Raw genomic sequence first — 22,073 nt, forward strand, 5'->3', positions numbered from 1 at the left:
GGCATCACCGTGAACAAGACAATTCAAACTGTCGAGAGTGCCGCAGCCGGCAGCGCTTTCCTCATCGAAGACGTCTATCCGTTGGTCGATGGCGGCCGCTTCGCCGTGAAGCGAATCGCGGGCGAGCGGGTCGAGGTCTGGGCCGACATCTATCGCGACGGCGACGCCGTCGTCAGTGCCGCGCTGATCTGGCGCCGCGAGCAGGACCGGGAATGGCGGAGCGAGCCGATGATCCCTCACGGCAATGACCGCTGGTCCGGCGTGTTCACACCCGTCGAGCCCGGCCCATATGTCTATGCCATCGAAGCCTGGACCGACGAATTCGCCACCTGGTCCCACGGTGTCGCGCGAAAACAGCGCCTCGGCGCCGATGTCAGTCTCGATGCCGTCGAGGGCGCCGGCCTCCTGACCAAGGCGCATGGCGCGCGGCAGGACGCCGCGGCGCTCATCATCAGGCAGTGCGAGGGTTATCTTCAGACCGGCGACGTCACCCCTCTGCTTGCAACCGAGCTCGGCGAGGCCATGGCCCAGAGCCAGCCGCGGCCTGATCTGACCCGCTCGCCGAATTTCCCGCTGATCGTCGATCGCGACAAGGCACGCTTCGGCGCCTGGTATCAGATGATGCCGCGCAGCCAGAGCCAGGACTTCAGCGGAGGCGCCGGCCGGCATGGCACGCTCCGCGACTGCATCGCGCGCGTCCCCGACATCGCCGCGATGGGCTTCGACGTGCTCTATTTCACGCCGATCCACCCGATCGGCCACACAAGCCGCAAGGGCCGCAACAATGCGCCGGTGGCAACCGCTGGCGAGCCCGGCTCGCCCTATGCGATCGGCTCGGCCGAGGGCGGGCACGATGCGCTGCATCCCGAGCTCGGCACCATCGAGGATTTCCGCGCGCTGGTCGCGACCTGTCTCGAATACGGCCTCGAGCTTGCGCTCGACTTTGCCGTGCAATGCTCGCCGGACCATCCCTGGCTGACGCAGCACCCGGAATGGTTCAAATGGCGGCCGGACCGTTCGGTGCGGACGGCGGATAGCCCCTATTCGGATATCGTCATCCCCGATTTCGCCTCCGTCGACCGGAGCGGGCTGTGGAATGCCTTCCGAGATGCGATGCTGTTCTGGATCGACCAGGGCGTCACCATCTTCGCCATCGACAACCACGACACCGCACCGCTTGCCTTCTGGGAGTGGCTGATCAGCGACATCCGCCGCCGGCATCCCCAGGTGATCCTGTTTTCCAAGACGTTTGCGAGGCCAAAGCTGATGAAGGGCCTCGCCAAGCTCGGCTTTGCGCAATCCTTCACTTATTTCCCCTGGCGCACGGCGAAGTGGGAGCTGGAGCAATATCTGGGCGAGCTGACGCGCTATCCCGAACGCGACTTCTATCGGCCGAACCTGTTCGTGAGCACGCCGGACCTGCTGCCCTATCATCTCCAGAGCGGCGAACCCTGGGCATTCAAGTCGCGCGTGGCACTGGCGGCGACGCTGTCCGGCAGCTTCGGAATCTACAGCGGCTTCGAGTTGCTGGAGCATCAAGCCGTGCCCGGCCGCGAAGAATATCTCGATTCCGAAAAGTACGAGATCAAGCAGCGCGACTGGAACAAGCCCGGCAACATCAAGCCCTACATCGCCGCGCTCAATCGCATCCGCAACGGCAATCCGGCGCTTCGGCAGACGGCAAACCTCCGCTTCCTCGGCATCGAGGACGGCGAGACGATTGCCTTCGCCAAGGAGGCGGCCGATCCCGCGAGCACGATCATCGCGGTCATCGCGCTGTCGCGCCGTGCGCGCGAATCCTGGTTGCCGCTCGGCGACTTCACCATCGATGCCGGTGGCGAACGCCGCCACGTCACCGCACTCGAAAATCTCCTCACCGGCGAACAGTCCCGCATCGAATGGGGCGGGATCAAATTGCGTATCGATCCCGACCGTGATCCGGCGCTGCTGTTCCGCTGCCTGGCGTAAGAGGCGCACGCCATGAACGTTTTGTCTTCCGTCGACACCAAGAAGGCCGAGGCTGCCGAGATCGTGGATGAGCTCTGGTACAAGGACGCCATCATCTACCAGCTCCACGTCAAGGCGTTTGCCGACAGCAACCAGGACGGCATCGGCGACTTCGCCGGGCTGACCGAGAAGCTGCCCTATCTGCAGGAGCTCGGCGTCACCGCGCTGTGGCTGCTGCCGTTCTATCCCTCGCCCGGCCGCGACGACGGCTACGACATCGCCGACTACGGCTCGGTCAATCCCGATTTCGGGACGATGAAGGATTTCAAGCGCTTCATCCAGGAAGCGCAGAAGCGCGGCCTGCGCGTCATCACCGAGCTCGTCGTCAACCACACCTCCGACCAGCACAATTGGTTCAAGCGCGCGCGCCGCAGCCCGGCGGGCTCGAGCGCCCGCAACTGGTATGTCTGGAGCGACACCGACCAGAAATACCAGGGCACGCGCATCATCTTCACCGACACGGAGAAGTCGAACTGGACCTGGGATCACGAGGCCGGCGCGTTCTACTGGCACCGCTTCTTCTCGCACCAGCCGGATCTGAATTTCGATAATCCGCGCGTCGTCAGCGCGCTGATCCAGGTGATGAAGCGCTGGCTCGATGCCGGCGTCGACGGCTTCCGCCTGGACGCCATTCCCTATCTCTGCGAACGCGACGGCACCAACAACGAGAACCTCCCCGAGACGCATGCCATCATCAAGCGGCTGCGCCAGGAGCTGGATTCCTACTCCAAGGGCAAGCTGCTGCTGGCCGAGGCCAATCAATGGCCGGAGGACGTGCAGGAATATTTCGGCCGCGGCGACGAATGCCACATGGCCTACCACTTCCCGCTGATGCCGCGCATCTACATGGCGATCGCGCAGGAGGACCGCTTCCCGATCACCGACATCCTGCGCCAGACGCCGGACATCCCGGCGAGCTGCCAATGGGCGCTGTTCCTGCGCAACCATGACGAGCTGACGCTGGAGATGGTCACCGACGTCGAGCGCGACTATCTCTGGACCACCTACGCCAACGATCCACGCGCCCGCATCAATGTCGGCATCCGCCGGCGCCTTGCGCCGCTGATGGACAATGACCGCCGCAAGATCGAGCTGATGAACTCGCTGCTGCTGTCGTTCCCGGGCACGCCGATCATCTATTACGGCGACGAGATCGGGATGGGCGACAACATCTATCTCGGCGACCGCAACGGCGTGCGCACGCCGATGCAGTGGAGCCCGGACCGCAATGGCGGCTTCTCGCGCTGCGACCCCGCCCGCCTCTACGCGCCGCTGATCATGGATCCCGTCTACGGCTATGAGTCCGTGAACGTGGAGGCGCAGTCGCGCAGCCTGTCCTCGTTGCTCAGCGCCACCAAGCGGCTGATCTCGGTGCGCAAGTCGACGCTCGCCTTCGGCCGCGGCACCATGACCTTTATCCGCCCGGCCAACCGCGCCGTGCTGGCCTATGTCCGGCAGTACCGCGACGAGGTGATCCTCTGCGTCGCCAACCTCTCGCGCGCCGCGCAGGCGACCGAGCTCGACCTGTCGCCCTGGAAGGACCGCATCCCGCAGGAAATGCTCGGCCGCACGCGCTTCCCTCCGATCGGCGAACTGCCATACATGGTCACGCTGGGGCCATACGGCTTCTACTGGTTCCAGCTTCAGGAGCGCGACAAGTCCGAGCCGGTGACGCCGCGCGCGGTGCCGGAGTTCGAGACCCTGGTGGTGCCGGTGAACTCGAACTGGGTGTCGCTCGCCCGCGAGCGCGGCGTGTTCGAGCGCGACGTGCTGCCGGGCTTCCTGTCGCGGACACGCTGGTATCCCGAGCACAATCCCAAGCATATCAAGGCCACGCTGACCTCGGCGGTACCTTTCAGCGACATCGGCGACAACAGGCCGTGGATCGCGTTCTTCGAGGCGGCGCAGGATGACGTCACGACGCGCTATGTGCTGCCGATGCAGATCGAGTGGGTGCGCTTCGACCGCGAACGCTTCAACCCGAAGGCGCTTGCCGCCGTGCGCCAGGGCGCGCGCGAGGGCACGCTGCTCGACGTCGCGACCGAGCAGATCTTCATCGGGCTTTTCTTGCGGGGTCTGTCGCAAAACCTGGTGGTGGAAGAAAATAACTTGCGCCTGGAGTTCAAGGCCACCAGCCGGTTTGCCGATCACATCGTCAAGGAGCCCGAACGCATCCGCGCGATCGAGCAGTCGAACAGCACCGCGCTGGTCGACAACCAGTATGTCGCGAAGATCTATCGCCGGCTCGAACGCGGCATCAGTCCCGAGATCGAGATCGGAGCCTACCTCACCGAAATCGCCTGCTTCGCCAACACACCGGCGCTGCTCGGCAGCGTCGCGCTGGTCGAAGGCGATAGAAGCAGCGCTCTCGGCGTACTGCACGCCTATGTCGAGAACCAGGGCGACGGCTGGGCCGTGACCACGGGCTATCTCGACCGCTACATCGACGAGCAGCGGGTGCTGCCGCCGGGCGAGAGGCTTCGCGAGACCCAGGAGCAGGCGCCCTATCTGCACTTCATGGCGCAGACCGGCCGGCGGCTTGCCGAGCTGCACGTCGCTCTCGCCGCCGCAAAGCCCGACAATCTCGCCCCGGAACCGATCGGCCCCGCACATGTCGAGCGCTGGACATCCGACCTCAGGGCACGGGCCGGACGGATATTGGAACGGCTGGCCGACATCCGCGAGGGCCTGCGCGAGAGCGACCGTCTTCTGGTCGACCAGCTCGCCGCGGTGCGCGCGACCCTGTCCGACCATCTGAATGCACTCTTGCCATCCGACATCGGCGGGTTGAACATCCGTCATCATGGCGACTTCCGCCTTGGGCAAACTCTGATCGTGAAGGACGACATCTTCATCATCGACTTGGACGGTGATCCGCGTCTGCCGCTGGCCGACAAGCGGCGCAAGCTGCCTGCCGCGCGCGACGTCGCGGGCCTGATCCGCTCGATCGATCTTTCGGTCAACGCCGCGCTCAGCCGCGCATTCACCGGCGCATCCGACGAACAGGACCGGCTCGCGACCGCACTCGGCGAATGGCGCGAGCGCGCCACCGCGACATTCCTCAACGCCTACCGCGACGCCATGACCGATCGCCGGCTGTGGCCGGAAGACCGGCGGCACGCGGAAGGCCTGTTAAGGTTTTTCCTGCTTGATCATGCCTTCGACGAAGTAGAGTACGAGCTGTCCCACCGGCCTGAGGGGCTCCATGCGCCGCTGACCGGACTGCTTCGCATTCTGTCCAGTGCCGGGAGCGAAGCCCATGCCTAAATTGCCAGCCGAGGCCTACGCCATCATCGAGGGCCGTCACTCCGACCCCTTCCATTATCTCGGACTGCATCCGGAGGGCGGCAAGAGCGTGGTCCGCGCCTTTCTGCCCGAGGCGTCCAACGTCGAGGCGGTGGGCGAACATGGCGAGGTCGCAAAGCTCGACCGCGTCCACGATTCCGGCCTGTTCATCGGCGCCCTGCCCAACGGCTCGAAGCACTACCAGCTGCGCGCGAAGTTCGGGAACGACGTCGTCGAGTTCGAGGACGCCTATCGTTTTCCGCCGATCCTGACCGATTTCGATCTTTATCTGCTCGGCGAGGGTACCCACCAGCGCCTCTATGACAAGCTCGGCGCGCATCCGATGCGGCTCGAGGGCATCGACGGCATCGGATTCGTCGTGCTGGCGCCGAATGCGCGGCGCGTGTCCGTGGTCGGCGATTTCAATTTCTGGGATGGGCGGCGCCATCCCATGCGGGTGCGCGGTGGTGGCTATTGGGAATTGTTCATCCCGCATGCCAAGGCCGGCAATCACTACAAGTTCGAGATCATCGGCCCGCATGGCCATCTGCTTCCGCTGAAGTCAGATCCGATGGCGTTTGCGAGCGAAGTGCGCCCGAAGACGGCCTCCATCGTGTTCGACGAGGCACATCTGCCGCGTCCGCGACCGGCGCCTGACGGCATCAACGCGCTGTCGGCGCCGATGTCGATCTACGAGGTCCATCTCGGCTCGTGGCGGCGCAAGAACGGCGACGAATGGCTCACCTATCGCGAGCTGGCCGAGCAATTGCCGGCCTATGCCCGCGACATGGGCTTCACCCATCTCGAATTCCTGCCCGTCAGCGAGCATCCGTTCGACGGCTCCTGGGGCTATCAGCCGACCGGCCTCTATGCGCCGACCAGCCGCTTCGGCACGCCGGAGGATTTTGCCGCGTTGGTCGATGCCTGCCATCGCGAGGGCGTCGGCGTGCTGCTCGACTGGGTGCCCGGCCATTTCCCGGACGATCCGCACGGGCTCGGCAGCTTCGACGGCACCTCGCTCTACGAGCACGCCAACCCGCTCCAGGGCCGCCATCTCGACTGGGGCACGCTGATCTACAATTACGGCCGCACCGAAGTGACGAACTTCCTGGTATCGAACGCGCTGTTCTGGCTGGAGCGTTACGCGATCGACGGCCTGCGCGTCGATGCGGTCGCGTCCATGCTCTATCTCGACTACAGCCGCCCGCCCGGCGCCTGGATTCCGAACCAGTATGGCGGCCGCGAGAACATCGAGGCGATCAACTTCCTGCGCCGCTTCAACACCGAGCTGTTCGCGCGCTTCCCGCAGGCGACCACGGCCGCCGAGGAATCCACCGCTTGGCCGCAGGTCTCGCGCCCGGTCGAATTCGGCGGGCTCGGCTTCGGCTACAAGTGGAACATGGGCTGGATGCACGACACGCTGAACTACATCAGCAAGGATCCGATCCACCGCAAGCATCATCACGGCGAGATCCTGTTCGGCCTGCACTACGCATTCTCGGAAAACTTCATCCTGCCGCTGTCGCATGACGAGGTCGTGCACGGCAAACGTTCGATCCTCGGCCGCATGCCCGGCGACGAATGGCAGCGCTTTGCGAATCTGCGCGCCTATTACAGCTTCATGTTCGGCCATCCCGGCAAGAAGCTGCTGTTCATGGGCGCGGAGATCGCGCAGAGCCGCGAATGGAATCACGACCAGTCGCTCGACTGGCACCTGCTCGAATACAAGTACCATTCCGGCATCCAGGCGCTGATCCGCGATCTCAACCGGCTCTACCGTGCGGTGCCGGCGCTGCACCAGATGGATTGCGAGCAGGCCGGCTTCGAATGGGTGATCACGGACGATGCCAACCGCAACGTGTTCGCCTGGCTGCGCAAGGGATTTGACGAACACGCGCGCTGTCTCGTGATCATCAACTTCTCACCCAACGTCTATCGCAACTACCGCGTTCGCGTGCCCTTCGCCGGCAAGTGGAAAGAGGTGTTCAACTCGGACTCCGCCCATTATGGCGGCACCAATGTCGGGAACATCGGCGAGGTTCATGCCGTTGACGGCAAGACGCCCGAGCTCCGTCTCACCATTCCGCCGCTCGCCGCGATCTTCCTCGTTCCGGAAAGCTGACCGATGCGCCTCACTGTTGGATCGCCCGCACGCCTCGGTGCAAGCTGGGACGGACGCGGCACCAATTTCGCGTTGTTCTCGGCCAACGCGCAGAAGGTCGAGCTCTGCCTGTTCGACACGCAGGGACGCCGCGAGCTCGAGCGCATCGAGCTGCCTGAAAGAACCGAGGACGTCTGGCACGGCTATCTCAACGACGTCTCGCCGGGCCAGCTTTACGGCTATCGCGTGCACGGCCCCTATGAGCCCGAGCAAGGCCACCGCTTCAACGCCAACAAGCTGGTGCTCGACCCCTATGCCAAGCGGCTTGCCGGGCGGCTGGTCTGGAGCGATGCGCATTTCGCCTATCGCACCGGAAGCGCGCGCGAGGATCTGTCGTTCGACCGGCGCGACAACGCGCGCGGCATGCCCAAGGCCGTCGTCGTCGACGAGACCTTCAACTGGGGCCGCCGCGAGATCCGGCCTAACATCCCGTGGGAAGACACCATCATCTACGAAGCCCACGTCAAGGGCCTGACCCAGAAGCGCGACGACGTGCCGCCGAATCTGCGCGGCACCTATGGCGGGCTGTCGTCGCCGGCGATCATCGAGCATCTGAGGAAGCTCGGCGTCACCACCGTGGAGCTGCTGCCGATCCACAGCTTCGTCGACGACCGCATCCTGGTCGAGAAGAAGCTCGCCAATTACTGGGGCTACAACACGCTGTCCTTCTTCGCGCCGGAGCAGCGCTACGCCCAGGACAATGCGCTCGATTCCTTCCGCACCACGGTGGCGCGGCTACACGATGCCGGCATCGAGGTGATGCTCGACGTCGTCTACAACCACACCGCCGAGGGCAATCATCTCGGCCCGACGCTGTGTTACCGCGGCATCGACAACGCCTCCTATTACTGGCTGAACCGCGAGAACCCGCGCTATTACGACGACTTCACCGGCTGCGGCTCCTCGGTGAACCTCACCCATCCGCGCGTCCTCCAGATGGTGATGGATTCCTTGCGCTACTGGGTCGAGGTCTGCCATGTCGACGGCTTCCGCTTCGACCTCGCCACCACGCTGGCGCGCGGGCCGAACGGCTTTGATCGCGGCATCTCGTTCCTGACCGCGATCCGGCAGGATCCGGTGCTGGCGAGCGTCAAGCTCGTCGCCGAGCCCTGGGATCTCGGCCTCGGCGGCTATCAGGTCGGCGCATTCCCCTCGCAATGGTCGGAGTGGAACGACCGCTATCGCAGCGCCATGCGCCGCTACTGGAGCGGCGAAGGCAGCCTGATCGGCGACATCTCCAGCCGCATGACGGCCTCCTCCGACCTGTTCAACCATGACGGACGGCGGCCGCGCGCCAGCATCAACCACATCACCGTGCATGACGGCTTCACGCTCGCCGACCTCTTCAGCTACAACGAGAAGCACAACGAGGCCAATGGCGAGGACAATCGCGACGGCTCCAGCGACAACCACAGCAACAATTGCGGTGTCGAGGGTCCGACCGACGATCCCCAAATCATCGGCCTGCGCCGGCAGCTTCGCAAGAACGTGCTGGCCTGCCTGATGCTCGCGCAGGGCATTCCGCTGATCCTCGCCGGCGACGAGGTCGGCAATTCGCAATCCGGCAACAACAACGCCTATTGCCAGGACAACGAGGTCGGCTGGGTCGGCTGGGACAATCTCGGCAAGGAGGGCGACGACATGAGCGATTTCGTCGCCGGTCTCGCCGACATCCGCCGGCGGTTCTCGCAGCTTCGCAGCCATCGCTGGCTCGACGGCCGCCCCAAAGACGGCCTCTCCTACGGCGCGCTGTGGCTGACGCCCGCGGGCGACGAGATGACGGAGAGCGACTGGAATTTCCCGGAAGGGCGGTTCCTTTCCTATGTGATGGGACCCATGGAACCGGGACGCGCTGCGATCTTTATCGTACTGAACGCCGCCCCCGAAGAGATCGCATTCAAATTGCCCAAAATGACCGAATACAAGAGCTGGCAGCAGATCCTGAACACGACGGATGCCATGCTGAACAGCGTTGATTTCCTGCCCGGAAGCGACAGCAAGGCGCCGCCGCGCTCCGTGCTCGCCTTCGCGGGGGCGCTATGAGGCCATCCTTCGGGGCGAGGCCGACCAAGGACGGCGTGTCGTTCCGGCTGTGGGCGCCCGGTGCGCGCCGTGTCGATCTCCTGCTCGACAGACGGCATGCAATGCAGCGCCGGCAGGATGGCTGGTATGTCGCCGAGATTGCCGCCCTGCCCGTCGGCAGCAATTACAAGTTCAGGGTTGACGACGCGATCGACGTGCCCGATCCGGCCTCGGCCTTCCAGCCCGACGACGTGTTCGGCCCGAGCGAGGTGATCGATCACGATGCCTTCGCGTGGCGCGCGCGGGACTGGCGCGGTCGTCCCTGGGAAGAGACGGTGCTGATCGAAACCCATGTCGGCACCTTCACCGCTGAGGGCACCTACCGCGCCATGATCGACAAGCTCGATCACCTCGCCGCCACCGGCATCACCGCGCTGGAATTGATGCCGCTGGCCGATTTCGCCGGCCGCCGCGGCTGGGGCTATGACGGCGTGCTCTGGTACGCGCCCGACAGCGCCTATGGCCGGCCCGAAGACCTGAAGACGCTGATCGACGAGGCGCATCTGCGCGGGCTGATGGTCTTCCTCGACGTCGTCTACAATCATTTCGGCCCGGAGGGGAATTACCTCGGCCGCTATGCGCCGACCTTCTTCACCGACGCCCACACGCCTTGGGGGAGCGCGATCGACTATCGCGTGCCGCAGGTCCGCGCCTTCGCGGTCGAGAACGCGCTGTCATGGCTGACCGACTATCGCTTCGACGGTTTGAGGCTGGATGCAGCCAACCACATCATGGCGATCCCCGGCGAGCAATCGATGCTGCAGGACCTCAGTGTCGCCGCCGGCGAGCTTGCCAAGGCCACGGGCCGGCACATCCATCTGGTGCTGGAGAACGGCGACAACCGCGCCAGCCTGCTCGATGCCGCGCAGGAGACGCCGAACGGCAAATATCGCGCACAGTGGAACGACGACTATCACCACGTCTGGCACGTGATGCTGACCGGCGAGCTCGCCGGCTATTACGCCGACTACCAGACGCCGCGCATGGACCTTGCGCGTGCGCTCGCCTCAGGCTTCGTCTATCAGGGCGAGGTCTCGGAATTCTGGGGCAAGAAGCCGCGCGGCGAGCCGAGCGGCGAGCTGCCGCCTGCGACCTTCGTCAACTTCCTGCAAAATCACGACCAGATCGGCAATCGCCCGCTCGGCGACCGGCTCGAGAGCCTGGCATCGCGCAAGCAGATCGAGGCCGCACTCGCCGTCACCCTGCTGGCGCCGATGGTGCCGATGCTGTTTCAGGGCGAGGAATGGGGCTCGACGGCACCATTCCCGTTCTTCTGTGATTTCCAGGGCGGCCTTGCCGATGCCGTGCGCAAGGGCCGCAAGCAGGAATATGCCTGGGCCTACGAGACATACGGCGACGAGGTGCCCGATCCGCTCGATCCGGCCACGATGCAATCGGCCGTGCTCGACTGGACCGGCCGCACGCCGGAGCAGGATGCGCGGCTCGAACTGGTACGGGAGCTGCTCACGCTCCGCAGCAAAGAGATTGCGCCACGATTGAAGCACGCGAAGTTCGGCGACGCCATTGCGGCCGATAACGGGCTGCTCACCGCATATTGGCGCATGGGCCACGGCGCGACGCTGCGCCTGACCGCCAATCTCTCCGACGAGGACATTGCAGCTCCCGGCGACGCTACGGGCACGCCTATCTGGGGCGAGACCAGCGGCGACCGGCTCGCACCGTGGTCGGTGATCTGGCATCTCGGAGGTTAACATGCCTCCTGCCATTCCTCTTGCGACCTATCGGCTTCAGCTCACCGCGGATTTCGACTTCGACAAGGCCGCCGCGGTGGTGCCTTATCTGAAGGCGCTAGGGATCACGCATCTCTACGCCTCGCCGGTGATGAAGGCCCGCAAGGGCTCGACCCATGGCTACGACACCGTCGATCACAGCCAGTTCAATCCCGAGCTCGGCGGCGAGGCCGGCTTCGCAAGGCTGAGCGAGGCGCTGGTCAGGCACGGCCTCGGCCTCATCATCGACTTCGTGCCGAACCATGTCGGCGTGCATTTTGCCGACAATCCCTGGTGGCTCGACGTGCTGGAATGGGGCCAGGCCTCGCCGCATGCGGTATCCTTCGATATCGACTGGGATCAATTGGCCTATCGCGCGCGTGGCGGCGTGCTGCTGCCGATCCTCGGCTCGTCCTACGGCGAGGCGCTGGAGCGCGGCGACATCGCGCTGCGCTACGATGTCGACGAGGGCAGCTTTTCAGCGTGGTATTTCGAGCATCGCCTGCCGATCGCGCCGGAGCGCTATGGCGAGCTGCTGCGCATGATCGTGAAGGAAGCGGACGCGAGCGAGACGGAAGCCGGCGAGCGCCTGCTGTCGCTCGCGGCGCGCTACACCGGGCTGCGCCGTCCCAACCGCAAGGAAGCGCCGGCCTTCAAGGCGGAGCTGAAGGAGATCGCAGGCGCTCCCGACATCATCGATCGCGGCCTCGCCGCCTATCGCGCCGCCAAGGATCGCCCGGCGCAGATACTGGCCTTGCATCATCTTCTGGAGCGCCAGCACTACAAGCTCGGGCACTGGCGGCTCGCCTCCAGCGACATCAACTATCGCCGCTTCTTCGACGTCAACGGGCTGGCGGGCCTGCGCGTCGAAGACCCCGGCACGTTCGCCGCGACGCACCGGCTGGTGAAGCAGCTCGTTGTCGACGGCAAGCTGCAAGGCATCCGCCTCGATCACATCGATGGCCTGCGCGATCCCGCGCAATATTGCCAGCGGCTCCGCCGGCTGGTGCGCGACGCGCAAGGCAACACAAAGCCGTTCTACACGGTGATCGAAAAAATCCTGTGCGAGCATGAGCGGCTGCCGCACTTCGCCGGCGTTCAGGGCACTACCGGCTATAAATGGATGAACGTCATCACGCAAGTTCTGGTCGACGCCAAGGGGCTGGAGGCGCTGAACGAGACCTGGCGGCAGATCAGCAACCGGCCGCCCCGGCTTGCCCCTTACGTCAAGGAGGCCAAACGGCGCGTGCTGGAGACCTTGCTCACCAGCGAATTCACCGTGCTGACGCGCCTGCTCGCGCGGATCGCCAACGGCCATTACTCGACCCGCGACTTCTCCGCCGACAGCCTGCGGCAGGCGCTCGAGCTCTATGTGCTGCACTTCCCGGTCTATCGCACCTATCTGACGCATAGCGGCCCGACCGCACTCGACCGCAAGCTGATCGACGACACCATCGCGCACGCCCGCGCCGAATGGTTCGCCGCGGACGAAGGCATTTTCGACTTCCTGCGCGATGCCCTGACCATGGACCTGCTCAAGCCCGGCCGTCCCCCGCACAGCGCCCCGCGCGTGCGCCGCTTCGCGCTGAAGGTGCAGCAATTCACCGGCCCGGTGATGGCGAAGTCGCTGGAGGATACCGCGTTCTACCAGTTCCACCGGCTGCTCGCCCTGAACGAGGTCGGCGGCGATCCCGCCAGCAATGGCCTCACGATTGCGGCTTTTCACGAAGCGATGAGGACCCGCGCCAAGGAGTGGCCGCTGGGGATGACGGCGACCGCCACCCACGACACCAAGCGCGGCGAGGACGCCCGCGCGCGGATCGCAGCGCTCAGCGAGATTCCCGGCGAATGGACCAGCACGGTTTCGCGCTGGAAGGTGCTGAACGCGTCGCACCTCGCGCTCAACGGCAATCTGCGCGCGCCATCGGCGACGTTCGAATACATGATCTACCAGACCCTGCTCGGCGCCTGGCCGCTCGACGGCACGGCCGATGCGGGCTTCGTCGAGCGCATCCAGGCCTATGCGCTCAAGGCGGCGCGTGAGGGCAAGGAGGAGACGAGCTGGCTCAATCCGCACGAGGCGTATGAGAACGGCGTCAAAAGTTTTATCGAGAAGATCCTCGACCCCGCGCAATCCGGCGAATTCCTGGAGGCGCTGCAAACCATCGCCCGCCGCGTCGCGCTGCTCGGTGCGTTGAATTCGCTGAGCCAGCTCACGCTCAAGGCGACGCTGCCCGGCGTGCCCGACTTCTACCAGGGCACAGAACATTGGGACCTGTCGCTGGTCGATCCGGACAATCGCCGCCCCGTGGATTTTGCCGCGCGCAGCACAGTGCTGGCGTCGCTGGAATCGCCGGATTGGCGTCACCTGATCAAGACCTGGCCTGACGGCCAGCTCAAGCTGGCCTGGACGCGGCATCTGCTCAAGTTGCGCAACGAGCTCGACGACGTCTTCGCGCAGGGCGACTATCAGCCGCTTCAGGTGCGCGGCGCACACGCCGATCATGTCGTCGCCTTTGCCCGCCGTCACGGCCGCAGGGCGGCGATCGTCGTGGTCGGACGCCAGTTCGCGCCCTTTACGCAAGCCGGCCGGGAATGGCCGGTGCTCGAGGGTTTTGACGCGACCGTCGATATCGCCGGCCACACCGCACCGGACCTTGCGGGCAACGAATTGGCGCTCGCGCAGGCCTTTCGTGATTTTCCGGCTGCGGTCATCGAGGCGCGCGCAGCCAACGCCATCAGGCCTGCGCGGCAGCGCGCTCGCGCCTGACAGCTACTTTTCGCCGTCCTTGGTCAGCAGCAACTGGCCGCGCCTCTTGATCGTCGCCTGCGCCATCTCGGCAAAGCGCTGCAGCAGCCACGGCAACACCACCTGCACCTCGACGTGATCGTCGGTGACATCGACCTGTCCGGTCGCGATCTGCCCGAGTGCGCGGATGCGAAAGGCCAGAGTGTCGCCATTCCAGCGCTCCTCTTCCACTTGCATCACCGGAATGCTCGCTGCGGCGCGGCCAAGCCCGGTCTTGAGCCGGCGGACCGCCTCCTCGCGGCCGAGACGATGCGGAATGGAAACGACAAGCGGTGCTGACATGGATCCCGGCCCGTGCTGTTGATCCTCACATAATCATGCCGGCGGGATAGGCAAAGGTTCCATGCAAGTTGGGACTTGTCGCCCTGTTTCAAAACCGGAACTTTAAAACATGCGGCAAGTTGCCTCCGCACCACGGGACAGGTGCAACGACCCTTGCAACCAAGGGCTGGAGGAGATTCGCATGTCTATCGGTACGATCATTTTGATCATTCTGGTCATCGCCCTGCTGGGCGGCTTCAGCGGCATCGGCGGCGGACCGTTCTACGGCACCGGCTATTACGGCGGCGGCGGCCTCGGGCTCGTCATCGTCATCCTGCTGATATTGCTGTTGCTCGGACGGATCTAGGCGCGAACTCGTAGGGTGGGCAAACGCGCAAGGCGCCGTGCCCACCTTTTCTCTCTGAACGAAGATGGTGGGCACGCTTCCGCCTTCGCTCTTCGAGCTGCGGCGGACAATTCGCTTTGCCCACCCTACGGAAGTTGCGCCCGTAGCAGAGACCTACTTCATCTTCCCCGCCAGCTTCTTCATCGCCGCCTTGATCGACGACGCCGCATCATCATAGCCCTCCCACGCTTTCGATCGCGCCAGCAGGCCCGGCACCGTCCGCACCGTATAGCGCTTCGGATCGAGATCGCCCTTCACCTGTGCCCATGTCACAGGCATCGACACTGTCGCGCCATCGCGCGCACGCGGAGACAGCGGTGCCACCGCCGTCGACATCCGGTCGTTGCGAAGATAGTCGAGAAAGATCTTTCCGTTGCGCAGCTTCTTCGACATGTTGAGCAGATAGCGCTCGGGATCGTCATCGGCCATCCATTGGCAGACGCCTTGCGCGAACGCCTTGGCCTCCTTCCAGCTCACCTTGTCGCGCGCGCCATGGAGCAGCGGCACAACCACATGCAGGCCCTTGCCGCCGGTGGTCTTGCAAAAGCTGTCCATGCCGACGTCGGTGAGGCGCTGCCGCATCTCCTTGGCCGCGTCCACGACATCGGCGAACTTGACGTCCGGCGCCGGATCGAGGTCGAACACCAGCCGGCCCGGCGTGTCATAGGCATCCGGGGCACAATTCCAGGGATGCAGCTCGACGCCGCCGATCTGCGCGACGGCGGCAAGCCCCTCGACGCGATCGATCTGCAAATACGGCTTGCGGTCGCCGGAGACCTTTGCGAGTTCGAGCAGGCTCGATGTGCCCTGCATGGCATGGCGCTGGAAGAACTTTTCGCCGCCAATGCCGTCGGGAGCACGCAGGATCGAGCAGGGCCGCCCCTTCAGATGGACGATCATCCAGCCGCCGACCGCCTCGAAGAAGCGCGCGAGATCGAGCTTTGTGACGCCCTCGCCGTCGCCGCCGTCCGGCCATAGCTCCTTGTCCGGCTTCGAGATGACGACGCCCATCACCTCGGCCGTGCCGGTATCCTTCCGCTTGGCGGTCTTCGGCGCGGCGCGTTTCCTGGCCGAGGGTTTTGCGAGCTCGGTGTCGGCGGGCGTTTCCGCCTCGACCTCCTCGGCCGGCTTGTCCTGCCGCAGGCCCTTGAAGGCCGCCTGGCGGATATTGCCGTCGGCGGTGAAGCCTGCGAATTCGATCTCGGCGACGAGTTCAGGCTTGACCCAGTGCACATCGCGCGTCTTCTTCGGCACATTCTTGCCGCCGAACGGGCTTTCGCTCGACGCCGCCTCCTTCAGCAGCGGCATGATGCGCTTGACCTTGTCAGCACCAAAGCCGGTGCCGACCATGCCGACGAAGGCGAGATGATCGCCGCGATAGACGCCGGCCATCAGCGAGCGGAATTTCCCCGCCGTCGTCTTCCAGCCGCCGATCACGACCTCATGCCCTGCGCGGCATTTTGCCTTGGTCCAGCTCTCGGTGCGGCCCGACCGGTACGGCGCATCGAGCTTCTTCGACACCACGCCTTCGAGCTCGAGCTTGCAGGCCGATTGCAGCACCGCATCGCCGCCGCTCTCGAAATGCTCGACATAGCGGATCTGGCCGCCCTTCTTCTTGCGCGCTTCCAGCAATTCCTTGAGGCGCTGCTTGCGCTCGCCGAGCGGCAGGCGGCGATGGTCCAGCCCTTCTGCGAACAGGAGATCGAAGGCGAAGAAGATGAGCTCCTCGGTCTTGCCGTCCGACAGCGCCGCCTGAAGCGAGGAGAAGTTCGGCGCACCGTTATGGTCGAGCGCGACGATCTCGCCGTCGATTATGACGTCCGGCAGCACGGCTGCCTCCTTGGCAATGGAGCCAAACTTGCCGGTCCAGTCGAGACCCTTGCGCGTCTTCAGCGCCACCTCGCCGTCCTCGACCCGGAGCTGCACGCGATACCCATCGAACTTGATCTCGTGGCACCAGCCCTCGCCGGCCGGCGGCCGCTCGACCAGCGTGCAGAGTTGTGGCGCCACGAAGTCCGGCATCTCGGCGACCTTTTTGGCGTTCGCTGCTGTCGTGGCCGTCTTCTTCGCCGTTCTTCCGGCCTTCAGCGCCACGCGCGGCGCCGGCTTGACGGTGCGCCCTTTCGGCTCCTCCGCGCGATTGGACTGCCAGACCGCATCGGCCTTGCCCGCGCCTTTCGCCAGCATGAACGGCTTTGGCGCGCGCCCCTTGCCATCCGCGATCTGCGCCATGGCACGGCCGGACGCGACGGACTTGTCCTCCGCCAGAATATCCTCGCCCTCGCTGGCATATTCGTCGCGATGCTTGATCAGGAGCCAGTTGGTGCGTTTTTCGCCGCCACGATTACGCATCCGCACCAGCACCCAGCTGCCATGCAGCTTGTCGCCATGCAGCGTGAATTTCAGGTCGCCCTTCTTGAAGCCGGCTTCCGGATCGTCCGATTCCCAGGTGCCGCGGTCCCACAGCATCACGGTGCCACCGCCATACTGCCCTTCCGGAATCGTTCCTTCGAAATCGCCATAGTCGAGCGGATGATCCTCCACCTCGACGGCCAGCCGTTTGTCTTGCGGATCGAGCGAGGGGCCCTTCGTCACGGCCCAGGACTTGAAGACGCCATCGAACTCAAGCCGGAGATCGTAGTGCAGCCGTGACGCATCGTGCTTCTGGATCACGAAGCGCCGCTGCTTCGATGGCGCCACGGCGGACTTACCCGATGGCTCGGGTGTCTTCTCGAAGTCACGCTTCCGTCGGTAGGTGGAGAGTTTCTGCAGCACGAGCGGTCCCGCTTTTTCTTTCGGGGATTCAAGCCTAACACGCCCAAAGTCCCATCCGGAACCAAAACCCTGCGGGAGGGTTGGGGTTCCAAAATGCCCTGAAAACGCTGGAGAATGGAATGGCCCCGCGCGCCTATTGGAAGGGAACGTTGAAACTGTCGCTGGTCAGCTGCCCGGTCGTACTTTATCCCGCGACCACCGCCGCCGAGAAGACGCGGTTTCACATGATCAACCGCGAGACCGGCAACCGGCTCAAGCAGCAGATGGTGGACTCCGAGACCGGCGACGTCGTCGAGAGCGACCAGAAGGGGCGCGGCTACGAGCTGCGCAAGGGCAAATATGTCGAGATCGAGCCGGAAGAGCTCGAGGCCGTCCAGATCGAGAGCAATCACACCATCGACATCGAGAGCTTCGTGCCGAGCGAGGAGATCGATCAGCGCTATCTCAACCACCCCTATTACATCGCGCCGGACGGAAAAGCCGCCATTGACGCCTTTGCCGTGATCCGCGACGCCATGAAGGATCAGGATCGCGTGGCGCTGGCAAAGATCGTGCTCACCAATCGCGAGCACATCATTGCGATCGAACCGCTCGGCAAGGGCCTGCTCGGCACCACGCTGCGCTTCCCCTACGAGCTGCGCGAGGAGGACCAGTTCTTCGACGACATCAAGAGCCCGAAGATCAGCAAGGATATGGTCGAGCTGGCCGGCCACATCCTCCACACCAAGGCGGCGCATTTCGATCCCGGCAAGTTCAAGGACGAGTATGAGAATGCGCTGAAGGCGCTGGTTAAGCGCAAGGCAAGCGGCAAGAAGATTGAACTTCCCGAGCCGGAGGAGCGTCCGAGCAACGTCGTCAGCCTGATGGACGCGCTGAAGCAGAGCCTGAAGGGACGCGGCGCGAAGAAGACGGCGGCGAAGTCGCATGCGCGGCGTGCGACCGGGCGGCGGCAGGCTGCGAAGAAGGCACACCGGTCGACGGCACGGCACAGGAAGGCGGGGTAACTGCTCGCCTGGTACTCGACATCGTAGAGTGGGCAAAGCGAAGCGTGCCCACCACCTTTATCGAAATCGAGAGAATGGTGGGCACGGCGCTTTGCGCCTTTGCCCACCCTACGGGTCTGTGGAAATCAATCCCCTGCCTTCAACCGGTACCCGATCCCCGTCTCCGTCAGCACGTATTGCGGCCGTTCCGGATCGGCCTCGATCTTCTGGCGGAGCTGGCGGACATAGACGCGAAGATATTGCGCGTCGGTGAGCTCGTCCCAGAGCTCTTTCAGCAGGAAACGATGGGTCAGCACCTTGCCGGCGTGCTGCACCAGCACGCGCAAGAGATCGTATTCCTTCGGCGACAGCTTCACCTCGCGCTCGCCGAGCTTGACGATACGGCGGACGAGATCGACCGAGAGATCGCCGGTGCGGAATATCGGGCGTTCGCCCTGCACTTGAAGCTGATGGCGTAGCGCGGCGCGCAGGCGGGCCAGAAGTTCGTCCATGCCGAACGGCTTCGTCAGGTAATCGTCGGCGCCGAGATCGAGCGCCTGCACCTTGCCGGCCTCGTCGCCGCGGCTCGACAGCACCACGATCGGCACGGCTTCGTTGCGGGCGCGGATGGTGCGCAGAAGCTCGTGGCCCTGGATGTCGGGCAGGCCGAGATCGAGAATGATCAACGCGGGTCCCTCGGTGAGCTTCTCCAGCGCGGTCTTGCCGTTCGACGCTTCAAGAATCTCGTAGCCCTGCGTTGAAAGCCCCATCCGCAGCAATTTTCGGATCGGCGGCTCGTCATCGATGACCAGGACCTTGATCGGGGCGGCACTCATGCGGCTGTATCCAGTGCTTGGGTCTGTGCCGGAACAGGCAATCGGATGGTGAGGACAGCCCCGCTCCGGTCGCTGCGGTTGGCGGCCGAGATCGTGCCCCGCATCGCCTCGACGAAGCCGCGCGAGATGGCAAGGCCGAGCCCGGTGCCGGGACGGACATGGTCGCCCTTCTGCACGCGATAGAACTTGTCGAACACGCTCTCGAGCTCGTCGGGTGGAATCCCGCCGCCTTCGTCGGCAACCTCGAGCACAACCTGATGATTTTCGCGCTGGCCCCGGATCGAGATCGTGGTCTCCAGCGGTGAGTATTTGGCAGCATTGTCGAGCAGATTGAACAGCACCTGCTCGAACAGCACCGCATCGAGCTGAAGCATCGGCAGGTCGGCAGCCAGCACTAGTTCGACCTTGTGCGAGGTCAGGATCTTGCTCGCACGCCGAAGCGCGCTGCCGACGATCTCGCCGAGATCGTGCAGCGCCGTGTTGGGCACGATGGCGCCGGATTCGAGCTTGGTCATGTCGAGCAGATTGGCGATGAAACGGTTGAGCCGCTCGGACTCGTCGATCACGGTAGCGAGCAGATCGCGCTTCTCGGTGTCGGAGAGCGCGCCGGCGAGATCACGCATGGTGGAGGCCGCACCCAGCACGGACGCGAGCGGCGTCTTCAAGTCATGCGAGATCGAGGTCAGGAGCGCGGCGCGCAGCCGCTCGGATTCGACGGTCCGCTTGACGCGATCCATGTCCTCGACGAGCAGCACGCGTTCGATCGCCAGCGCACCCTGGTCGACCAGCGCGTCGAGCAGCCGGCGCTGGTCCGGGGTCAGCAACGGGCCGGTGCGATCATTGTCGATGCCGATGACGCCGATCGGGCCGCGCCCGGTGCGCATCGGCAGGAACAGCCGTTTTGCGCCCGGCAGCGTATCCGAGCCGCGCCCGGCCGGACGATCGTTGCTCCAGGCCCAGTTGGCGGCGGCGAGGTCGGCCTGATCGAGCTCGTCCTCGGGCGGATAGCCGGATTTGACCGTGAGCAGGCCTTCTTCCGGCAACAGCAGCACCACCCGGACTTTCAGCATCAACGCGATCTGATAGGCCGTCGCCCACAATACGTCGTCGAGCGTGGCGGTGCCGGCGAGCTTGCGGCTGAAGGCATGGAGCTGCTCGGTCATCCTGATCCGGCCGATGGCGGCATCGGCCTGGGTGCGCACGCGCGCCGCGACATTGGAGACGATCATCGCCACCACCATGAACAGGACGAAGGCCGCGACGTTGGTCGGATCGGTGATCGTGAACGTGTAGATCGGCGGCAGGAAGAAGAAATTATAGGAGAGCGAGGCCGCGACCGTCGCAAGCAGCGACGGCCACAGGCCATAACGGACCGCAACTGCCACCACCGCCGTCAGCAGCACGAGGTCGACGTTCTCGATGCCGAACCGCGGCTGAATCAGCTCTGCGGCGCCGAGGCCGATCAACACGACGCCGAGGGCCTTCAGATATGGCAGCGGATTGAACGGTTCCGACCGCGCAGCGGTCTGCACCGCGGTCTTGGGCGCCGCCTCGCCCGGCAGCTCGTCACCGGCGATGACATGAACCGTGATGTTGCCGGCACGGCGCACCAGATCGTGCACGACCGAGCCACGCGTCATCTCGAACCAGCGCGAGCGCGTCGACTTCCCGATCACGATCTGGGTGACGTTGGCGCCTTGCGCAAAATTGACGACGTCGTCGGCGATGCGGCGGCCGACGGCGGGAATCGTCAGCGCCTCGCCGCCGAGGGATTCGGCGAGCCGCAGCGTATCGGCCAGCCGGTCACGCTCCTCATCGGACAATTGCAGCGACCGCCGCGTCTCGATCGACACCGCGGTGAACGGCGCATGCAGCCGGTCGGCCAGCCGCTTGGTGTAGCGCACGAGGCCGGCCGCGCGCGGATCCTCGCTGACACAGACGAGGATGCGCTCGCCGGCGGCCCAGGGACCGGCGATGGCATTGGCCTGCATGTGATTGAGCAGCTGCTCGTCGACCCGCTCGGCCGTACGCCGCAGCGCCAGCTCGCGCAGCGCGGTCAGATTGCCCGGCGAGAAATAATGCTCCAGCGCTCGCTCGGCCTGCCTGGGGACGTAGACCTTGCCCTCCTTCAGCCGCTGGATCAGATCGTCGGGCGTGAGATCAATCAGCTCGATCGCGTCGGCACGGTCGAACACCGAATCCGGAACGGTCTCGCGCACCCGCACATGGGTGATCTGGGCGACGACGTCGTTCAGGCTTTCGATGTGCTGGATATTGACGGCCGTATAGACGTCGATGCCGTGGGAGAGCAGTTCCTCGACGTCGAGATAGCGCTTGGGATGGCGGCAAAGGGGCGCATTGGTGTGGGCGAGCTCGTCGACCAGAGCGATCTTCGGCCGCCGCGCGATCACGGCATCGAGGTCCATCTCCTCGACGATCTGGCCGCGGTAATCGATCCTCTTGCGCGGGATCATTTCGAGCCCGCGCACCAGCGCCTCGGTCTCGGCGCGGCCATGGGTCTCGACGAAGCCGACCACGACGTCGACGCCAGCCTTGCGCCTCGCGTGGGCGCTTTGCAGCATCTCGTAGGTCTTGCCGACGCCGGGAGCGGCGCCGACGAAGATCTTCAGCTTGCCGCCGGTCCCCTCCTCGCGCCGCGCCGCTTCCAGCAGCGCCTCGGGGGACGGACGTTGTTCGGGATCGCGGCGCTCTCGGACCATGTTGCCAATATAATCAAC

The 22,073-nt window shown here is 64.8% G+C and carries 12 protein-coding genes; 8 read left to right on the forward strand and 4 right to left on the reverse strand.

Annotated elements, in window-relative coordinates; all coding sequences use genetic code 11:
- The first annotated feature begins 9 nt into the window (after positions 1 to 9).
- From I3J27_RS29400 to treY, 6 genes are read left to right on the forward strand one after another with little or no spacing between them, the layout of a single operon-like run.
- Complete coding sequence (locus I3J27_RS29400; RefSeq protein WP_270162369.1) at positions 10 to 1,968, forward strand: maltotransferase domain-containing protein; 1,959 nt, start codon at positions 10 to 12, stop codon at positions 1,966 to 1,968.
- A 12-nt stretch (positions 1,969 to 1,980) separates the two neighbouring features.
- Positions 1,981 to 5,274, forward strand: a complete 3,294-nt coding sequence (gene treS / locus I3J27_RS29405; protein WP_270162370.1) for a maltose alpha-D-glucosyltransferase — start codon at positions 1,981 to 1,983, stop codon at positions 5,272 to 5,274.
- Positions 5,267 to 7,414, forward strand: a complete 2,148-nt coding sequence (gene glgB, locus I3J27_RS29410) for a 1,4-alpha-glucan branching protein GlgB (RefSeq protein ID WP_270162371.1) — start codon at positions 5,267 to 5,269, stop codon at positions 7,412 to 7,414. The genes treS and glgB overlap by 8 nt, the downstream gene beginning before the upstream one ends.
- A gap of 3 nt (positions 7,415 to 7,417) precedes the next feature.
- Positions 7,418 to 9,496, forward strand: coding sequence for a glycogen debranching protein GlgX (gene glgX, locus I3J27_RS29415; protein WP_270162372.1), 2,079 nt, complete (start codon positions 7,418 to 7,420; stop codon positions 9,494 to 9,496).
- Positions 9,493 to 11,247: a malto-oligosyltrehalose trehalohydrolase gene (gene treZ / locus I3J27_RS29420; RefSeq protein WP_270162373.1), complete on the forward strand. Its 1,755-nt coding sequence runs from the start codon at positions 9,493 to 9,495 to the stop codon at positions 11,245 to 11,247. The genes glgX and treZ overlap by 4 nt, the downstream gene beginning before the upstream one ends.
- Position 11,248: 1 nt before the next feature.
- Positions 11,249 to 14,035 carry a malto-oligosyltrehalose synthase gene (gene treY, locus I3J27_RS29425; protein WP_270162374.1) on the forward strand — a complete coding sequence of 929 codons (2,787 nt, stop codon included), beginning with the start codon at positions 11,249 to 11,251 and terminating at the stop codon, positions 14,033 to 14,035.
- Positions 14,036 to 14,038: 3 nt separating this feature from the next.
- On the opposite strand, the gene I3J27_RS29430 is transcribed toward treY, so the two are convergent.
- A complete protein-coding gene (locus I3J27_RS29430; RefSeq protein ID WP_270162375.1) occupies positions 14,039 to 14,356 on the reverse strand; it encodes a polyhydroxyalkanoic acid system family protein in 318 nt (105 codons plus the stop codon).
- Positions 14,357 to 14,537: 181 nt separating this feature from the next.
- Between I3J27_RS29430 and I3J27_RS29435 the strand changes: the two genes are divergently transcribed.
- Positions 14,538 to 14,702 (forward strand): DUF3309 family protein, encoded by a 165-nt coding sequence (locus I3J27_RS29435; RefSeq protein ID WP_007595743.1) that lies wholly within the window; start codon positions 14,538 to 14,540, stop codon positions 14,700 to 14,702.
- A 153-nt stretch (positions 14,703 to 14,855) separates the two neighbouring features.
- Here the strand turns inward: I3J27_RS29435 and ligD are convergent, their stop codons facing one another.
- Positions 14,856 to 17,516: a DNA ligase D gene (gene ligD, locus I3J27_RS29440; protein ID WP_270162376.1), complete on the reverse strand. Its 2,661-nt coding sequence runs from the start codon at positions 17,514 to 17,516 to the stop codon at positions 14,856 to 14,858.
- A 119-nt stretch (positions 17,517 to 17,635) separates the two neighbouring features.
- Between ligD and ku the strand changes: the two genes are divergently transcribed.
- Positions 17,636 to 18,520: a non-homologous end joining protein Ku gene (gene ku, locus I3J27_RS29445; RefSeq protein ID WP_270162377.1), complete on the forward strand. Its 885-nt coding sequence runs from the start codon at positions 17,636 to 17,638 to the stop codon at positions 18,518 to 18,520.
- A gap of 125 nt (positions 18,521 to 18,645) precedes the next feature.
- Here ku and I3J27_RS29450 read toward each other — a convergent pair whose 3' ends face one another.
- Entirely contained in the window at positions 18,646 to 19,335 is a 690-nt protein-coding gene (locus tag I3J27_RS29450) for a response regulator (RefSeq protein ID WP_270162378.1), read from the reverse strand.
- On the reverse strand, positions 19,332 to 22,055 hold the full coding sequence (locus I3J27_RS29455) for a DUF4118 domain-containing protein (protein ID WP_270162379.1): 2,724 nt from the start codon (positions 22,053 to 22,055) through the stop codon (positions 19,332 to 19,334). Before I3J27_RS29455 ends, I3J27_RS29450 begins: the two co-directional genes overlap by 4 nt.
- Between the last annotated feature and the right edge of the window lie 18 nt (positions 22,056 to 22,073).

It is taken from the genome of Bradyrhizobium xenonodulans (assembly GCF_027594865.1).
Taxonomy (GTDB): domain Bacteria; phylum Pseudomonadota; class Alphaproteobacteria; order Rhizobiales; family Xanthobacteraceae; genus Bradyrhizobium; species Bradyrhizobium xenonodulans.